This is a genomic window from Pseudomonas putida (genome assembly GCF_028682175.1).
GTDB classification, from domain to species: domain Bacteria; phylum Pseudomonadota; class Gammaproteobacteria; order Pseudomonadales; family Pseudomonadaceae; genus Aquipseudomonas; species Aquipseudomonas putida_AD.
This window is the reverse complement of sequence record NZ_JANHKS010000006.1, coordinates 12,645-27,553: the sequence shown is the minus strand read 5'-3', so window position 1 is coordinate 27,553 and position 14,909 is coordinate 12,645. Positions and strand designations below refer to the sequence as shown.

Genomic DNA, 14,909 nt, shown 5'->3' with positions numbered 1-14,909 from the left:
GGCCGCGGATTATAACGATGGTTTGCGTGCCGGGCTATCCGAAAAGTCCGAAAGTGTCATACGAAGAAACGTCGCGCAAAATTCATCGGGGCGCAGGGGCAGGCTGACGATGTAGCCCTGTATCTGTTCGCAGCCTTCGTCGGCGAGGAATTGCTGCTGCTCGATGGTTTCAACGCCTTCGGCGATGACGGTCAGTTGCATGCTGCGGCCCAGGGCGATGATGGCTCGCACGATGGCGGCGTCGTGGGGGTCGTCGGGCAGGCCGCGGACGAAGGACTGGTCGATTTTCAGGATGTCCAGCGGCAGGCGCTTGAGGTAGCTGAGCGAGGAGTAGCCGGTGCCGAAGTCGTCGATGGCCAGTTGCACGCCGAGTTTTTTCAGGCGGTGCAGCACAGACAGCGCTTCTTCGGTCTGGGACATGATGAAGTTTTCGGTGATCTCCAGTTGCAGGCAGCCCGGTTGCAGTTGGTACTGGTTGAGCAGTTGTTCGATGCGGTTGACCAGGTTCGGCTGGCGCAACTGGGCACCTGCCAGGTTCACCGAGAGCGGGCCGAAGATGTCGTAGGTCTGGTTCCAGCGGTGCAGCTGCTGGCAGGCCTGTTCCAGCACCCACTCGCCGATCTGCAGGATCATGCCGTTCTCTTCGGCCAGGGGAATGAAGCGCTCGGGTGGGACTTCTCCGAAAGTGGGGTGGCTCCAGCGAATCAGTGCCTCGGCTCCTACCAGTCTCTGTGTCAGAAGGCTGACCTTGGGCTGGTAGGAAAGCGTGAATTCGTTGCGTTCGATGGCGCGGCGCAGTTCGTGTTCCAGGGCCACGCGCTCGCTGGCCTGGGCGGTCAGGTCGCGGGTGTAGCTTTCGACGCGGTTGCGGCCCTTGGCTTTGGAGCGGTACATCGCGGCGTCGGCGTTCTTGATGATGGTGGCGACGTCCGAGCCGTCGGTCGGGAACAGCGCGGTGCCGATGCTGGTGCTGATGAAGAACTCGTGCTCGCCCGCCTGGAAGGGCGCCGAGAAGCTGTGCAGCAGTTTGGTGGCGATGGTTTCTGCATCGTGGGCAGTTTGCAGCCCAGGCAGCAGGATGATGAATTCATCGCCGCCCAGGCGCGCCACGGTGTCGATGTCCCGCAGGTTCTCTTTGAGGCGATGGGCGATGCCTTTGAGCAGCAGGTCACCCACCGGATGGCCGAGGCTGTCGTTGATGTGCTTGAAGCGGTCCAGGTCGAGAAACAGCACCGCGCCCAGGCTGTGGGCATCCCGGCTGTGGTTCAGGGCGGCATGCAACCGGCTCTCGAACAGGGTGCGGTTTGGCAGGCCGGTCAACGGGTCATGGTGGGCCTGGTAGTCCAGGCGGGCCTGGGCCTGCTTGAGGCTGGAAATGTCTGCAAACACCGCGACGAAGTGGGTGATGAACTTGTCGCGGTTGCGCACGGCGCTGATGGTCAGCCAGGCAGGGTAGATCTCGCCGTTTTTGCGCCGGTTGCTGATTTCCCCCTGCCAGTGCCCTTCGGCCGTCAGTTGGTACCACATGGCTGCGTAGAAGGCGCTGTCGTGCAGGCCGGAGGCGAGCAGGCGAGGAGTCTGGCCAATGGTCTCGCCTTCGCTGTAGCCGGTGATTTCGCTGAAGGCTCGGTTGACGGCGTTGATGCGCTGGCGGGTGTCGGTGATCAGAACGCCTTCTGCCGTGCTTTCGAACACGGTTGCGGCCAGTTGCAGTTTTTCCTGCATCTGGTGACGTTCGGTGATATCCCGGGCGATGGTCAGCATGCAGTCTTCACCGCCGATGGGCAGTGGCCGCGACGAAATTTCGCACAGCCTGACCTGACCGTCCCTGCGACGAATGTGGCTGGGGAAGTCCTTCACAAACCCGTCGCGATGGAGCTGCTCCAGCAGCTGCTGGCGCTCGTTCAGATCGACCCAGATGCCCAGGTCCAGCGTTGAGCGGTCAAGGGACAGCGAGCTGTGGTAGCCGGTGATGCGGCTGAAGCCGTCGTTGATTTCCACCAGCAGGCCGTCGCTTTGCCGGGTGATAAGCATGCCGTCCGGGGAGGAGTGGAAGGCCTTGGCGAATTTCTCTTCAGACAGCTGCAGCTGTTGCTGCGCTTCCTTGAGCGGGGTGATGTCACGCACCACAAGGACCACGGCGGGGGTGGAGTCCAGGTCGAACGGCTCGGCGGACAGCAGGCCGGTGAAGGTGCGGCCATTGCTGCGGCGGAAGGGCATTTCCAGGTTGCGGATGCTGCCTTTTTGCAGGCGCTGCAGCAGGCTGCTGCCGATGTCCGGGATGCCCCAGATGTCCAGCTCGCTCGGGGTCTTGCCAATCACCTGGTCGGGCGCCAGGCCGATCTGTTCGACGAAGGCCTGGTTGGCCTCCAGGAAGCGGCCGTCTGACAGCCGGGCGATCACCAGAATGTCCGGACACTGGGCGAATACCGACGCGAACTTGCCTTCGGAGCGGCGCAGGGCCTCTTCGGTCTGCTTGGCTTCGCTGATGTCGATCATCAGGCCGCGCATGACAGGCTCGTGGCCATAGCTGATGAGGCTGACGATGTCGCGTACCCAGACCACTCGGCCATCGGCGGCGATGACGCGGTAATCGAGGCTGTGGTCGTTGCCCTGGGCGATCTCCTGATGGCAGAAGCCTTCTGCGCGGTCCACATCGGCGGGGTGGACGATGCCGCGCCAGAAGCCGTGCCGGCGCCACTGGTGAAGCGGATAGCCCAGCAGGTTCTCGGCGTGTGGCGAGACGTAGCTGTAGGAGAAATCGTGGGTGTTGGCTTCCCAGGCAATGGCCGATAGGCTCTCGATCATGCCGCGGTAGTGGTATTCGCTGCTGCGAAGCTCTTGTTCCAGGGCTACGCGCCGGGAGATTTCCGAGCTGAGCCGGCGGTTGATGCGCACCATGACCGCCAGTACGGTGGACAGCAGAAGCAGGCCCGGAAGGCCATAGAGCACGAAGTCGCGCCAGAACCTGCCGGGCTCTCCAGCGGAAGGCGAGGGGCTATCGGGGTACGGGGCTTCATTTGCGGCCAGCGCCGTGTGCAGCGCGTCGTCCATGTTCGAAAGACCCGCGCCCACGTCATCGCGCTGCGAGGTGGGAGCTCGTTCGATGTCGGGCAGTGCAGCTTCCTTACTCTGCATTGAGTCCCCGTGCACGCCCTGCCAGGTTTCCCCTTGAGGGAGCACCTGCGCGTCGACTGTCGTCGACCCCATCAAGCACAAGAAAACAATGGCCGGCATCCGAAACATGGCAGGCCTCAAAAGGTTTCAGCGTTGAGAATGAGTCGAGTGTAGCCTCGCTGATAGCCACTGGCATACTGCCAAAAATCCGATTCCCTGAAATGCAAAAACCCCGGCATGGGCCGGGGTTCTTGTAATGCAGCGTGACGCAGCGTTTGCTTACTCGTCCAGGAACGAACGCAGGTGTTCGCTTCTGGTCGGGTGACGCAATTTGCGCAGGGCCTTGGCCTCGATCTGACGAATACGCTCACGGGTTACATCGAACTGCTTACCGACTTCCTCAAGGGTGTGGTCGGTATTCATGTCGATGCCGAAGCGCATGCGCAGCACCTTGGCTTCACGGGCGGTCAGGCCCGAGAGGACTTCGCGAGTCGCTTCCTTGAGGCTCTCGACGGTTGCCACATCGATTGGCGACTGCATGGTCGAGTCTTCGATGAAGTCACCCAGATGCGAATCTTCGTCGTCACCGATCGGGGTTTCCATGGAGATCGGCTCTTTGGCGATCTTCAGAACCTTGCGGATCTTGTCCTCAGGCATCTCCATGCGCTCACCCAGCTCTTCCGGGGTCGGTTCGCGACCCATTTCCTGCAACATCTGGCGGGAAATGCGGTTGAGCTTGTTGATCGTCTCGATCATGTGCACCGGAATACGGATGGTGCGTGCCTGGTCGGCGATCGAGCGAGTGATCGCCTGACGGATCCACCAGGTGGCATAGGTCGAGAACTTGTAACCACGACGGTATTCGAACTTGTCCACCGCCTTCATCAGGCCGATGTTGCCTTCCTGGATCAGGTCCAGGAACTGCAGGCCGCGGTTGGTGTACTTCTTGGCGATCGAGATCACCAGACGCAGGTTCGCCTCAACCATCTCTTTCTTCGCGCGACGGGCCTTGGCCTCGCCGATCGACATGCGACGGTTGATGTCCTTGATTTCCAGGACGGTCAGGCCGGTTTCTTCTTCCAGTGCGGTCAGCTTCTGCTGGCAACGCTGGATGTCGGCTTGCAGGCGACCAATGGCTTCGGCGTATTTGCTCTTGCCTTTGGCCAGTGCGTCGGTCCAGCTCTGGTCGACTTCGTTGCCAGGGAACTGGCGCAGGAAGTCGGCACGCGGCATGCGGGCGTCACGAACGCACAGTTGCATGATGGCGCGTTCCTGGGCGCGCAGACGCTCCAGGGCACTGCGAACGGTCTCGACCAGGTTTTCAAACTGCTTGGGTACCAGTTTGATCGGCATGAACAGCTCGGCCAGAGCCAGCAGCTCGTCGTTGGCCTGCTTGCTGCCACGACCGTGCTTTTTCAGGGCCTTGAGCGTGATCGCCATCTGATCGGAGACTGCACCGAAGCGCTGGGCGGCGATGACTGGATCCGGGCCGCTTTCGGCCTCTTCCTCGTCATCTCCGTCGGCGGATTCTTCGTCGTCATCGTCGGAATCGTCAGCCTTGGCGGCTTTCTGATCGACAGGGATCGGCGCTTCGGCAGGCGGCGCGATGCCGTCGTCCGGATCGATGTAACCGCTCAGGACGTCGGACAGCCGACCGCCTTCGCTGGTAACGCGATCATACTCGGAGAGAATGTGCTCGACCGTGCCAGGGAAGTGCGCGATGGCGCCCATCACTTCACGGATGCCTTCCTCGATACGCTTGGCGATTTCGATTTCGCCTTCGCGTGTCAGAAGCTCGACCGTACCCATTTCGCGCATGTACATGCGCACCGGGTCGGTTGTGCGACCGATGTCGGTTTCGACGGCCGCCAACGCTGCGGCTGCTTCTTCAGCGGCTGCCTCGTCGGTGTCGGCTTCAGCCAACAGAAGGGCGTCCGCATCCGGAGCGCTCTCGAATACGTTGATCCCCATGTCGTTAATCATGCGGATGATGTCTTCCACCTGTTCCGGATCTGAAATATCCTCCGGCAGGTGGTCGTTGACCTCCGCGTAAGTCAGGTAACCCTGCTCACGACCACGGCTGATCAACTCTTTGAGGCGAGACTGCTGTTGCGCTTTTCCGGACATAACACCCTATCCACTGAAGGTCTTGGCGGGCAAAAAACAAGCCGAGGATTATACCCGAGCTAGGACCTCACGCGCCAGTTGAGGTCGGGGTTTGTGCAGGAACTTTGCGATTTAACAGGTTGAGTAGCTGAACTTTTTCGTCCGCGCTCAACCCTGACTGCCGTTCCTTCCTGATTAACTGATCCAGGCTTCGCTCGCGTTGGCGGGCAGACAAGCTAGTTATAGTGTCGAAAAACTGTTGTTCAAGGTTATCGGCCGAGATCAGCCATTCCTTTTCCGCCAGTTGTCGTAATAATCGTCCCTGATCGGTCCCGTGCCAGCGTGCGATCAATTGCAGGGATCGCAGCTTCGGGTTTTTCTGCAAGGCTTCCAGCAACGCCACCAGCAACTGCGAGTAAACGTTGTCTTCGGCTGCGAAATGGCTGGTATCTTCCACTTTCTGCGACAGGTCAGGATGGTGCAGCAAGGTCCTGAGTGCCGTCAGTGTCGGTGGCTCGACCGTGGCCGGGGTACGCGGGGCGCGCGGTTCAAAATCCGGCCGCTTGCCGTTCTTGTCCCACTTCTTGCCTTTTTCCCACGGCTTGTTTTCCCATTTCTTCTTCTGGCCACCCGGTGCCTGCGGTGTCCATTCCTGCTGCGGCTCGTAGGCGTCATGCGGCTGGTAATCGCCGTAATCGGGCACCGAGTCGTAGTCGAAGCCCGGGTCGTATGCCGGCGGTGCTTCAGCCGGTGCGTTCTGCACCAATTGATTGACCGCTGCGGTATCCAGCCCGGTAATTTCCTTGAGGCGCCGACGCATCAGTTCGCGCAGGTTGGCGCCGGGTACTTTCTCGATCAGCGGTGCGGCCAGGGTGACCATGTGCGCCTTGCCTTCCAGCGAGCGCGGGTCCGCTTCCTTGGTCAACTGCTCGAAAAAGTAATCGGCCAGCGGCTGTGCGTGCTGGTTGATCCTTGCCTTGAACGCGTCGGTCCCTTCGGCGCGCACCAGGGTGTCCGGGTCTTCGCCCTCGGGCAAAAACAGGAACCGCGCGCGACGACCATCCTGCAAGCTTGAAAGTGTAGCTTCCAGCGCTCGCCAGGCCGCGTTTCGCCCTGCCTGGTCGCCGTCGAAACAGAACAGCACGTTGGGCACGACGCGGTACAGGCGCTTCAAATGCTCTTCGCTGGTCGCGGTACCCAGGGTCGCTACGGCATTGCGCAGGCCTTGTTGGGCCAGTGCGATGACGTCCATGTAACCTTCGACAACGATGATCTCGTCGAGGTTGCGATTGTGTTTGCGCGCCTCGAACAGCCCGTACAGTTCCTGACCCTTGTGAAACACCGGTGTTTCCGGCGAGTTCAGGTATTTGGGCTTGTCGTCGCCCAGTACGCGGCCGCCAAAGGCGATCACCCGGCCGCGCGAGTCGCGAATGGGAAACATCACCCGGTCGCGGAAGCGGTCGTAGCGTTTGCCGGTTTCGGCATTTTCGATCAGCAGGCCGGCATCGATCATGGCCTTCTGCTGAAGGGTGTCGCTGCTCAGGTGCTTGTAGAGGTTGTCCCAGCCCGGCGGGGCGAACCCCAGGCCGAAGTCGCGGGCAATCTCCCCCGAAAGGCCACGGCCTTTGAGGTAGTCCACTGCGGATTTTCGTGTCGGATGGCTTTTCAGCGCGGCACGGTAGAAATCGGCGGCGGCGGTCAATAACGGGTAAAGCGGCGAATCAACGGGTTGCCGGGGCTTTTGGCCGCGTACGCCCTGTTCGCGGGGTACTTCCATGCCGGCGGCTTTGGCAAGATCTTCGACGGCCTGGGGGAAATCCAGGTTGTCGTGGTCCATGATGAAGCCGAGGGCGTTGCCACCTGCGCCACAGCCAAAGCAGTAATAGAACTGTTTGTCGGGGCTGACGCTGAACGACGGTGTCTTTTCCTTGTGGAAAGGACAGCAGGCGCTGAAGTTCTTGCCGGTTTTCTTTAACTGAACGCGTGAGCTGACAACATCGACGATGTCGGTGCGGTTCAGGAGGTCGTCAATAAAACCTTGAGGGATCAGTCCGGCCATGGCGTTCTCATCATCAGGCGCCCCGCCAGAACGATCGTGGCGAATCCAAAGCGTAACGACGGTTGCTCGGTCAGTGTAGACCGGCCAGCGATGCCTGAAGCAGGCAGGAAGAGTTCGACGGAGTGTGTCTAGGTCGCATCTGCGGCGTCGACAGCCTCGGTCTGTGTAGCGTGAGGCTAAAACTGCAACTGCCGGCAGCCCGGCTTGTGGGCCGGGCGAGGCAGAAGCTTGCGACGAACGTCTGTATTAGTACAGACGAACGGCGCGGCGCTGTTCGCGCTGTACTTTCTTGGCGTGACGTTTGACAGCAGCAGCTGCCTTGCGCTTACGCTCAGAAGTCGGCTTCTCGTAAAATTCGCGGCTACGAACTTCAGCCAGAACACCGGCTTTTTCGCAGGAGCGCTTGAAACGACGCAGAGCTACGTCGAAGGGTTCGTTCTCTTTAACTTTGACGGCTGGCATCCAGAGCTACCTTCATTCATTACCGGGGTCAACGCCTCGTGCAACGCTTGCACTAAGTACGTCGGTTTTTAAGGGTTGCGGATGTTAACCCCTTGTCGCGAGGAATGCAAAGCCTCTGATCGAAAACCGCTGGTCGCAGGCATGAGCGGCGACTATTATGCGCGCCTTCGAATTTGGCCTCAACAAGGCGTATCCCATGTTAGTACTGGGTCTGGAAACCTCTTGCGACGAGACCGGCGTTGCGCTGTACGACAGCGAACGCGGCCTGCTCGCCGATGCATTGTTCAGTCAGATCGACCTGCACCGTGTCTACGGCGGGGTGGTGCCCGAGCTTGCCTCGCGCGATCACGTCAAACGCATGCTGCCGCTGATCCGGCAGGTGTTGGCCGAAGCCGACTGCGCGGCCACCGAGATCGACGCCATCGCCTATACCGCTGGCCCGGGCCTGGTCGGCGCGCTGCTGGTGGGGGCTTCCTGCGCCCAGGCGCTGGCCTTCGCCTGGGGCATTCCGGCGCTGGGTGTACACCACATGGAAGGGCATCTTCTGGCGCCGATGCTGGAGGAAACACCGCCAGAGTTTCCGTTCGTCGCTTTGTTGGTTTCCGGTGGCCATACCCAGCTGGTTCGTGTCGATGGCATCGGCCATTACGAGCTGTTGGGCGAGACCCTGGATGACGCCGCCGGCGAAGCTTTCGACAAGACCGCAAAAATGATGGGCCTGAATTATCCGGGTGGCCCGGAAATCTCCCGTCTGGCACTCAAGGGCGTCGAGGGGCGTTTCACCTTCCCGCGGCCAATGACCGACCGTCCGGGCCTGACTTTCAGCTTCAGCGGCCTGAAAACCTCCGCCCTGAACACCTGGCAGCAGTGCCAGAGTGCTGGAGACGACAGCGAGCAGACCCGTTGCGACATCGCGCTGGCCTTCCAGCAGGCGGTGGTGGAGACTCTCACCATCAAGTGCAAGCGCGCCCTGAAGCAGACTGGCCTCAAGCGTCTGGTGATCGCCGGCGGTGTGAGTGCCAACCGTGCGTTGCGCGCTTCGCTGGAGCAGATGCTCGACGGTCTGGGCGGCAATGTGTATTACGCACGGCCCGAGTTCTGCACCGATAACGGCGCGATGATCGCGTTCGCCGGTTGCCAGCGTTTGCAGGCGGGCCAGAAGGAAGACCTGAGCATTACCGTCCAGGCCCGTTGGCCGATGGAGCAATTGCCGGGCCTGTAATGCAGGGGCTGGTCGACGAAAAAGGCTCGAATGAGCCTTTTTCAGCTTATGGGATTAAAAATGCCGTTCGCGCCCGGCGAACAGGTCGCGTAAATTGCCGCGATGTCGCCAGACGATCAGCAAGGTCAGCACGCTCATCGGCACCAGTGCGTGGGGTTGCTGCCAGGCCAGTAGTGGCAGGGTCAGCGGCGTTGCGATCAACGAAGCCAGTGAGCTGGTGCGGGTCAGGTAGAACGTCAGCAGCCAGGCGGCGATGGCCAGCAAGGCGGCGGGGAAGTAGAGCCCCAGCAGCATGCCGGCAGCGGTGGCAACACCCTTGCCGCCACGGAAGCGGAAGTACAGCGGAAACAGGTGCCCCAGAACGGCGCAAACGCCGATCCAGGCCTGTTGACGAGGATCCAGGCCGATCCAGCTGGCGATCAGCACGGGCACAAGCCCTTTGCAGACGTCGCCGATCAGGGTCAGGATCGCGAGCTTCTTGCCCGCCAGGCGCAGCATGTTGGTAGCGCCGGCGTTGCCTGAACCGCTGGCGCGCGGGTCCGGACTGCCGGTGATGCGGCTGAGCAGGATGGCGAAGGACAGTGAGCCGAGCAGGTAGGCGACGATCGCCAGTGACCAAAACATGCTAACCATTCCGGGCGAGGATGGCTTGATTCTAACGGCGCATCGCGCCCTTGTCGTGCAACGGAGAGAAAGGCTTGGACAGAGTTTTCATTGAGGGTCTGGAAGTCGACACGGTGATCGGCGCCTACGACTGGGAACGCAGCATTCGCCAGTGCCTGCGTCTGGACCTGAGTTTTGCCTGGGACAACCGCCCTGCGGCAGCCGGTGACGACCTGAGCAAGGCGCTCGACTACGCCAGCGTTTCTGCCCGTATTCAGGCGTTTGCCGAAGTTTCGAAGTTCGAACTGGTCGAGACCTTCGCCGAGCGCCTGTGCGAGGTGCTGATGAGCGAGTTCAACATTCCCTGGATGCACCTCAAGCTGACCAAGCCAGGCGCCGTTCCAGCCGCCAAGGGCGTGGGTGTGGAGATCGAGCGCGGATGTCGCTGACACGGATTTTCCTGGGCCTGGGCAGCAATATCGACCGCGAGCAGCACCTGTGCGCCGGGCTCGATGCGCTGGCCGGCTTCCTCACTGACATGAGCTGCTCGCCGGTGTTCGAGAGCCATGCAGTGGGGATCAAGAGCGGGCCGTTCTTCAATCTGGTGGTCTCGGCGCTCACGGACCTGCCGCTGATCGAGCTGGATCGCCGGTTGAAGTTCATCGAGGCCGATAACGGCCGGTATGCGCCGGATCGCAAAGGCTTGCCGCTGGATATCGATGTGCTGCTGTTCGACGAACATGTCGGCAATTTCGACGGACTGGTGCTCCCGCGGGCCGAGATTCTGAAGAATGCGTTCGTGTTGTGGCCGCTGTCGCTGATTGCGCCGAAGCGTTTGCACCCGGGGGTGGGTGTGCCGTTTGCGCGGTTGTGGGCTGATACGCAGATCGATCAGCAGTTGTGGCCGGTGGCGTTTGAATGGCGCGGTGATCAGCTGACGCCGAGCGCGCTTTTGAATACCCCCTGACCCGGCCGGACTGCTACGGATATAGGATAACGACGATCGTCGATCAATGGGGGGGGGTGTGGGAGCGGGCTTGCCCGCGAAGGCAGCGGTTCAGCCACCCTCGATGCGTCAGGTCTGACGCATTCGCGGGCAAGCCCGCTCCCACAGAGTTGTCCTGACGCATCGGCTGCAGGTAGCAGGGTATCTACAGTATCTGTCAGGGTTGGTATGAGGCCTTGTAGGTCGTCAGGGTGTCCAGCCTTTCGCGCTTGAGCGCTTCACCCAATTCCTGTCCTTGAAAACCCTTGTCCAGCAACGGCTGCACCGCGACTTGCCGGGCGGCTTCGGCGGCGCCGCGCAGGTAATGGGCCTGTGGATAACTGCGGTCTTCGAACCCCTTGCGCCCCCGGGCGTCCATCTCGCAGGAAACGATGAACTCCTCGAAGCGCTGTGGCCGACGATAAACGTCGAAGCTCTGCAGCAGGTCGAGCAGGGTCGATGGCTTTAGCTCCAGGGCACGGTGACCATGGGTGTGGTACTGGCCGACCAGCAGCGCCAGTTCCTGGCAATCCCTTGGGACCTTGAACCGCAGGTTGACCGCCTTGATCGCCTTGAGCCCTTTGTGCTCATGGGCGATATGCCGAGGCCACTCTTCCTCGGGCGTCAGGCCCTTGCCCAGGTCGTGGAGCAGGCAGGCCCAGCGCACGCTGAGGGGTTGTTCATGCAGCGCCGCCTGATGCAGAACGCTCAGCACATGCAGGCCGGTATCGATTTCAGGGTGATGGGCTTCAGGCTGGGGGATGCCGAACAGGGTGTCGATCTCCGGCATCAGCACCTTCAGCGCCCCGCAGTCACGCAGGACTTGGATGAACACCTGTGGCTCTTTTTCCATCAAGGCGCGGGAAATTTCCTTCCAGCTGCGCTCGGGCGTCAGGGCCTGCAGTTCGCCCGAGCCGCTGAGCCTACGCATCAGGCTCAGCGTTTCCGGGGCAATGGTGAAACCGTCAGGCGCATACCGCGCAGCAAAGCGCGCAACCCGCAGCACACGAAGGGGATCTTCCTCGAACGCCGGCGATACGTGACGCAAAATGCGCAGTTCGAGGTCGCGCTGGCCATGGAAGGGATCGGTCAGGTGGCCGTCCTTGTCTTCTGCAATGGCATTGATGGTCAGGTCGCGGCGGTTCAGATCCTCTTCGAGCGTGACTTCAGGGTCTGCGTGAAACACGAATCCGCCATAGCCCGGAGCAGTCTTGCGCTCGGTGCGGGCCAGGGCATATTCCTCACCGGTCAGCGGGTGCAGAAATACCGGGAAGTCTGTTCCGACCGGCCGATAGCCCTTGATGAGCATCTCGTCGGTTGTCGCACCGACGACCACCCAGTCAGTGTCAGCCACAGGTTTGCCCAGCAGGCGATCACGCACGGCGCCGCCAACTTTATAGATCTGCATAAAAAAGCCTCCGTAAGCGCGACAGGATAAACCTAATGTCACGCGTGCGGAGGCGGCAATTGCGTTATCCCCTAAAGGTGAACGACCGCGAGGTCGAGCCGGGGATATTCACTGTCAGCGTGTTCGCTTCTCGGTGGCACGTGGTGGACTTTCATGATCTGGTCGCCCTGGAGCGTTTCCAGATGGATATCGAAACCCCACAGGCGATGCAGGTGTTTGAGCACCTCGTCGGTGGAGTCGCCCAGCGGTTTGCGGTCATGCTGCTGGTGGCGCAGGGTCAGGGAGCGGTCGCCGCGACGGTCGATGCTGTAGATCTGCACGTTGGGTTCACGATTGCCCAGATTGTACTGGGCGGCCAGAGTCTCTCTGATGGTCCTGTAGCCGGTTTCGTCATGGATGGCAGGCACCAGCAGATCGTCTTTCTGGTCGTCATCCAGGATGCTGAACAGCTTCAGGTCACGAATGACCTTGGGTGACAGGTACTGCAGGATGAAGCTCTCGTCCTTGAAGCTGCTCATGGCGAACTTCACGGCAGTGAGCCAGTCTGTGCCGGCAAGTTCGGGGAACCAGCGGCGATCCTCTTCAGTTGGGTGCTCGCACATGCGGCGGATGTCCTGGTACATCGCAAAGCCCAGGGTGTAGGGGTTGATGCCGCTGTAGTACGGGCTGTCGAAGCCGGGCTGGAACACCACGCTGGTGTGGGACTGCAGGAATTCGAGCATGAATCCGTCAGTGACCAGGCCTTCGTCGTACAGGTCGTTCATCAAGGTGTAGTGCCAAAACGTCGCCCAGCCTTCGTTCATCACCTGGGTCTGGCGCTGTGGATAAAAATACTGCGCGATCTTGCGCACGATGCGCACCACTTCACGCTGCCATGGCTCCAGCAAGGGCGCGTGCTTTTCAATGAAATAGAGGATGTTTTCCTGCGGTTCTGCGGGGAAGCGCGAGTAATCCTCCTTGTCGTTCTTGTTGGCGTTTTTCGGGATGGTGCGCCACAGATCGTTGATCTGCTTCTGCAGGTGCTCTTCCCGATCCTTCTGCCGGCGGCGTTCTTCTTCGGCCGAGATAGGGTAGGGGCGCTTGTAGCGGTCGACGCCGTAATTCATCAACGCATGGCAGGAGTCGAGCAGGTCCTCGACGGCGTCGATGCCGTGGCGCTCCTCGCATTGCATGATGTACTGCTTGGCGAACACCAGGTAATCGATGATCGAGCTGGCGTCGGTCCAGGTGCGGAACAGGTAATTGCCCTTGAAGAAGCTGTTGTGGCCATAGCAGGCATGGGCCACGACCAGGGCCTGCATGCAGATGGTGTTTTCTTCCATCAGATAAGCGATGCACGGATCGGAGTTGATGACGATCTCGTAGGCCAGACCCATCTGCCCGCGTGAGTAGGATTTTTCGGTGCTCAGGAAATGCTTGCCGTAGGACCAATGGTGATAGCCCAGCGGCATGCCGACCGACGCATAGGCGTCCATCATCTGCTCGGCGGTGATCACCTCGATCTGGTTGGGGTAGGTGTCCAGGGCATAACGCTCGGCGATGCGGCTGATCTCCCGGTCATAGGCCTGGATCAGTTCGAACGTCCACTCTGAACCCGTGGAAAGGGGTTGGCGTTTCTGCTCTCTACCGGTCATGTCACTAACCTGCGCTGGAAGAGTTCACGGAATACCGGATAGATGTCACCGGCAGAGACCAGCTGCTGCTGGGCGAACGTGTCGGCGAAGGCCTCGCCGATGCGCTCGTATTCGAACCACAGCGCCTGATGCTCGCGTGGGGTGATTTCGACGTAAGTGTAGTACTGCACGAACGGCATGATCTGGTTGATCAGAATGTCGCGGCAGATGGGCGAGTCGTCGTTCCAGTTGTCGCCGTCGGAGGCCTGGGCTGCGTAGATGTTCCACTCATTGGTGGGGTAGCGCTCGGCCATGATCTCCTGCATCAGTTTCAGGGCACTGGAGACGATGGTGCCGCCGGTTTCCCGGGAATAGAAAAACTCCTCTTCGTCCACTTCCCGCGCACTGGTGTGATGGCGGATGAACACCACTTCGATCTTGTCGTAGTTCCGCTTCAGGAACAGGTACAGCAGGATGAAGAAGCGCTTGGCGATGTCCTTGGTCGCCTGGGTCATGGAGCCCGAGACGTCCATCAGGCAGAACATGACGGCCTTGGAGCTGGGGTTGGGCTGCTTGACCAGCAGGTTGTACTTGAGGTCGAAGGTGTCCAGGTAGGGTACGCGCTTGATCCGTGCCTGCAGACGCTCGGCTTCGATTTCCAGCTCCTGGATGTCGCCGAAGTTGTCAGGCTCTTCGCGTTTCAGGCGCTCGAGTTCAGCGAGCACTTCCTTGAGTTTGGCCCGGCTGCTGCCGGACAGCGCGATGCGGCGGGCGTGTGCCGAACGCAGCGTGCGAATGATATTGATGCGTGACGGGTTGCCTTCGTTGCTGATGCCCGCGCGCACGGTCTTGAAGGTGTCGGTGCCGCTGAGGTTGCGTTTGACCAGATTGGGCAGTTCGAGGTCTTCGAACATGAATTCGAGGAATTCTTCCTGGGTGATCTGGAACACGAACTCGTCCATGCCTTCGCCGGAGTTGCTCGCCTTGCCAGGCCCTTTGCCACCGCCGCCGCCCTGTGGACGGGCGATGTGTTCACCGGTGGTGAACTCCTTGTTGCCGGGGTGCACGACGGTCTGTTTGCCGCCGCGCCCGTGGTGAAGCACCGGTTCGTCGATGTCGCGGCCGGGAATGCTGATCTGTTCGCCGTGCTCCATATCGGTAATGGAGCGGCGGCTGACGGCTTCTTCCACTGCTTTCTTGATGTGGTCACGGTAGCGGCGCAGGAAACGCTGCCGGTTCACCGTGCTCTTGTTCTTGCCATTGAGACGTCGGTCGATCACGTAGCTCATAGGGGGCCCCTTCGGGGAGCTGCAAGCTTTAAGCCGCAAGCTGCA

10 protein-coding genes and 1 pseudogene are annotated in these 14,909 nt (G+C 60.8%); 3 read left to right on the top strand and 8 right to left on the bottom strand.

Annotated features, from left to right (window positions below):
* Positions 1 to 9: 9 nt before the first annotated feature.
* The 4 genes and pseudogenes from NPS29_RS06505 to rpsU form a co-directional block, all read right to left on the bottom strand.
* Positions 10 to 2,967, bottom strand: a pseudogene (locus tag NPS29_RS06505) (EAL domain-containing protein); the annotation flags it as partial.
* A gap of 429 nt (positions 2,968 to 3,396) precedes the next feature.
* Complete coding sequence (rpoD, locus tag NPS29_RS06500; protein WP_274131466.1) at positions 3,397 to 5,244, bottom strand: RNA polymerase sigma factor RpoD; 1,848 nt, start codon at positions 5,242 to 5,244, stop codon at positions 3,397 to 3,399.
* Positions 5,245 to 5,311: 67 nt separating this feature from the next.
* Positions 5,312 to 7,282: a DNA primase gene (gene dnaG, locus NPS29_RS06495; RefSeq protein WP_274131465.1), complete on the bottom strand. Its 1,971-nt coding sequence runs from the start codon at positions 7,280 to 7,282 to the stop codon at positions 5,312 to 5,314.
* Between the two features lie 246 nt (positions 7,283 to 7,528).
* Positions 7,529 to 7,744: a 30S ribosomal protein S21 gene (gene rpsU, locus NPS29_RS06490; protein ID WP_002551877.1), complete on the bottom strand. Its 216-nt coding sequence runs from the start codon at positions 7,742 to 7,744 to the stop codon at positions 7,529 to 7,531.
* 196 nt (positions 7,745 to 7,940) lie between these two features.
* On the opposite strand from rpsU, the gene tsaD reads away from it, so the two are divergent.
* On the top strand, positions 7,941 to 8,966 hold the full coding sequence (gene tsaD, locus NPS29_RS06485) for a tRNA (adenosine(37)-N6)-threonylcarbamoyltransferase complex transferase subunit TsaD (protein WP_274131464.1): 1,026 nt from the start codon (positions 7,941 to 7,943) through the stop codon (positions 8,964 to 8,966).
* 54 nt (positions 8,967 to 9,020) lie between these two features.
* Here tsaD and plsY read toward each other — a convergent pair whose 3' ends face one another.
* On the bottom strand, positions 9,021 to 9,590 hold the full coding sequence (plsY, locus tag NPS29_RS06480) for a glycerol-3-phosphate 1-O-acyltransferase PlsY (RefSeq protein WP_274131463.1): 570 nt from the start codon (positions 9,588 to 9,590) through the stop codon (positions 9,021 to 9,023).
* 74 nt (positions 9,591 to 9,664) lie between these two features.
* On the opposite strand from plsY, the gene folB reads away from it, so the two are divergent.
* A complete protein-coding gene (folB, locus tag NPS29_RS06475; protein ID WP_274131462.1) occupies positions 9,665 to 10,018 on the top strand; it encodes a dihydroneopterin aldolase in 354 nt (117 codons plus the stop codon).
* Complete coding sequence (gene folK, locus NPS29_RS06470) at positions 10,009 to 10,536, top strand: 2-amino-4-hydroxy-6-hydroxymethyldihydropteridine diphosphokinase (protein WP_274131461.1); 528 nt, start codon at positions 10,009 to 10,011, stop codon at positions 10,534 to 10,536. The genes folB and folK overlap by 10 nt, the downstream gene beginning before the upstream one ends.
* A gap of 196 nt (positions 10,537 to 10,732) precedes the next feature.
* Here the strand turns inward: folK and NPS29_RS06465 are convergent, their stop codons facing one another.
* From NPS29_RS06465 to NPS29_RS06455, 3 genes are all read right to left on the bottom strand, one after another.
* A complete protein-coding gene (locus NPS29_RS06465; protein WP_274131460.1) occupies positions 10,733 to 11,962 on the bottom strand; it encodes a multifunctional CCA addition/repair protein in 1,230 nt (409 codons plus the stop codon).
* A 71-nt stretch (positions 11,963 to 12,033) separates the two neighbouring features.
* Entirely contained in the window at positions 12,034 to 13,596 is a 1,563-nt protein-coding gene (locus NPS29_RS06460) for a SpoVR family protein (protein WP_274131459.1), read from the bottom strand.
* Positions 13,593 to 14,864 (bottom strand): YeaH/YhbH family protein, encoded by a 1,272-nt coding sequence (locus NPS29_RS06455; RefSeq protein WP_274131458.1) that lies wholly within the window; start codon positions 14,862 to 14,864, stop codon positions 13,593 to 13,595. Before NPS29_RS06455 ends, NPS29_RS06460 begins: the two co-directional genes overlap by 4 nt.
* Between the last annotated feature and the right edge of the window lie 45 nt (positions 14,865 to 14,909).

Bases quoted from the DNA above. Each gene is read 5' to 3' on its own strand.
- tsaD (WP_274131464.1), top strand. From the start codon at position 7,941: ATGTTAGTACTGGGTCTGGAAACCTCTTGCGACGAGACCGGCGTTGCG.
- dnaG (WP_274131465.1), bottom strand. From the start codon at position 7,282: ATGGCCGGACTGATCCCTCAAGGTTTTATTGACGACCTCCTGAACCGC.
- NPS29_RS06460 (WP_274131459.1), bottom strand. From the start codon at position 13,596: ATGACCGGTAGAGAGCAGAAACGCCAACCCCTTTCCACGGGTTCAGAG.
- NPS29_RS06455 (WP_274131458.1), bottom strand. From the start codon at position 14,864: ATGAGCTACGTGATCGACCGACGTCTCAATGGCAAGAACAAGAGCACG.
- rpoD (WP_274131466.1), bottom strand. From the start codon at position 5,244: ATGTCCGGAAAAGCGCAACAGCAGTCTCGCCTCAAAGAGTTGATCAGC.
- plsY (WP_274131463.1), bottom strand. From the start codon at position 9,590: ATGTTTTGGTCACTGGCGATCGTCGCCTACCTGCTCGGCTCACTGTCC.
- rpsU (WP_002551877.1), bottom strand. From the start codon at position 7,744: ATGCCAGCCGTCAAAGTTAAAGAGAACGAACCCTTCGACGTAGCTCTG.
- folK (WP_274131461.1), top strand. From the start codon at position 10,009: ATGTCGCTGACACGGATTTTCCTGGGCCTGGGCAGCAATATCGACCGC.
- NPS29_RS06465 (WP_274131460.1), bottom strand. From the start codon at position 11,962: ATGCAGATCTATAAAGTTGGCGGCGCCGTGCGTGATCGCCTGCTGGGC.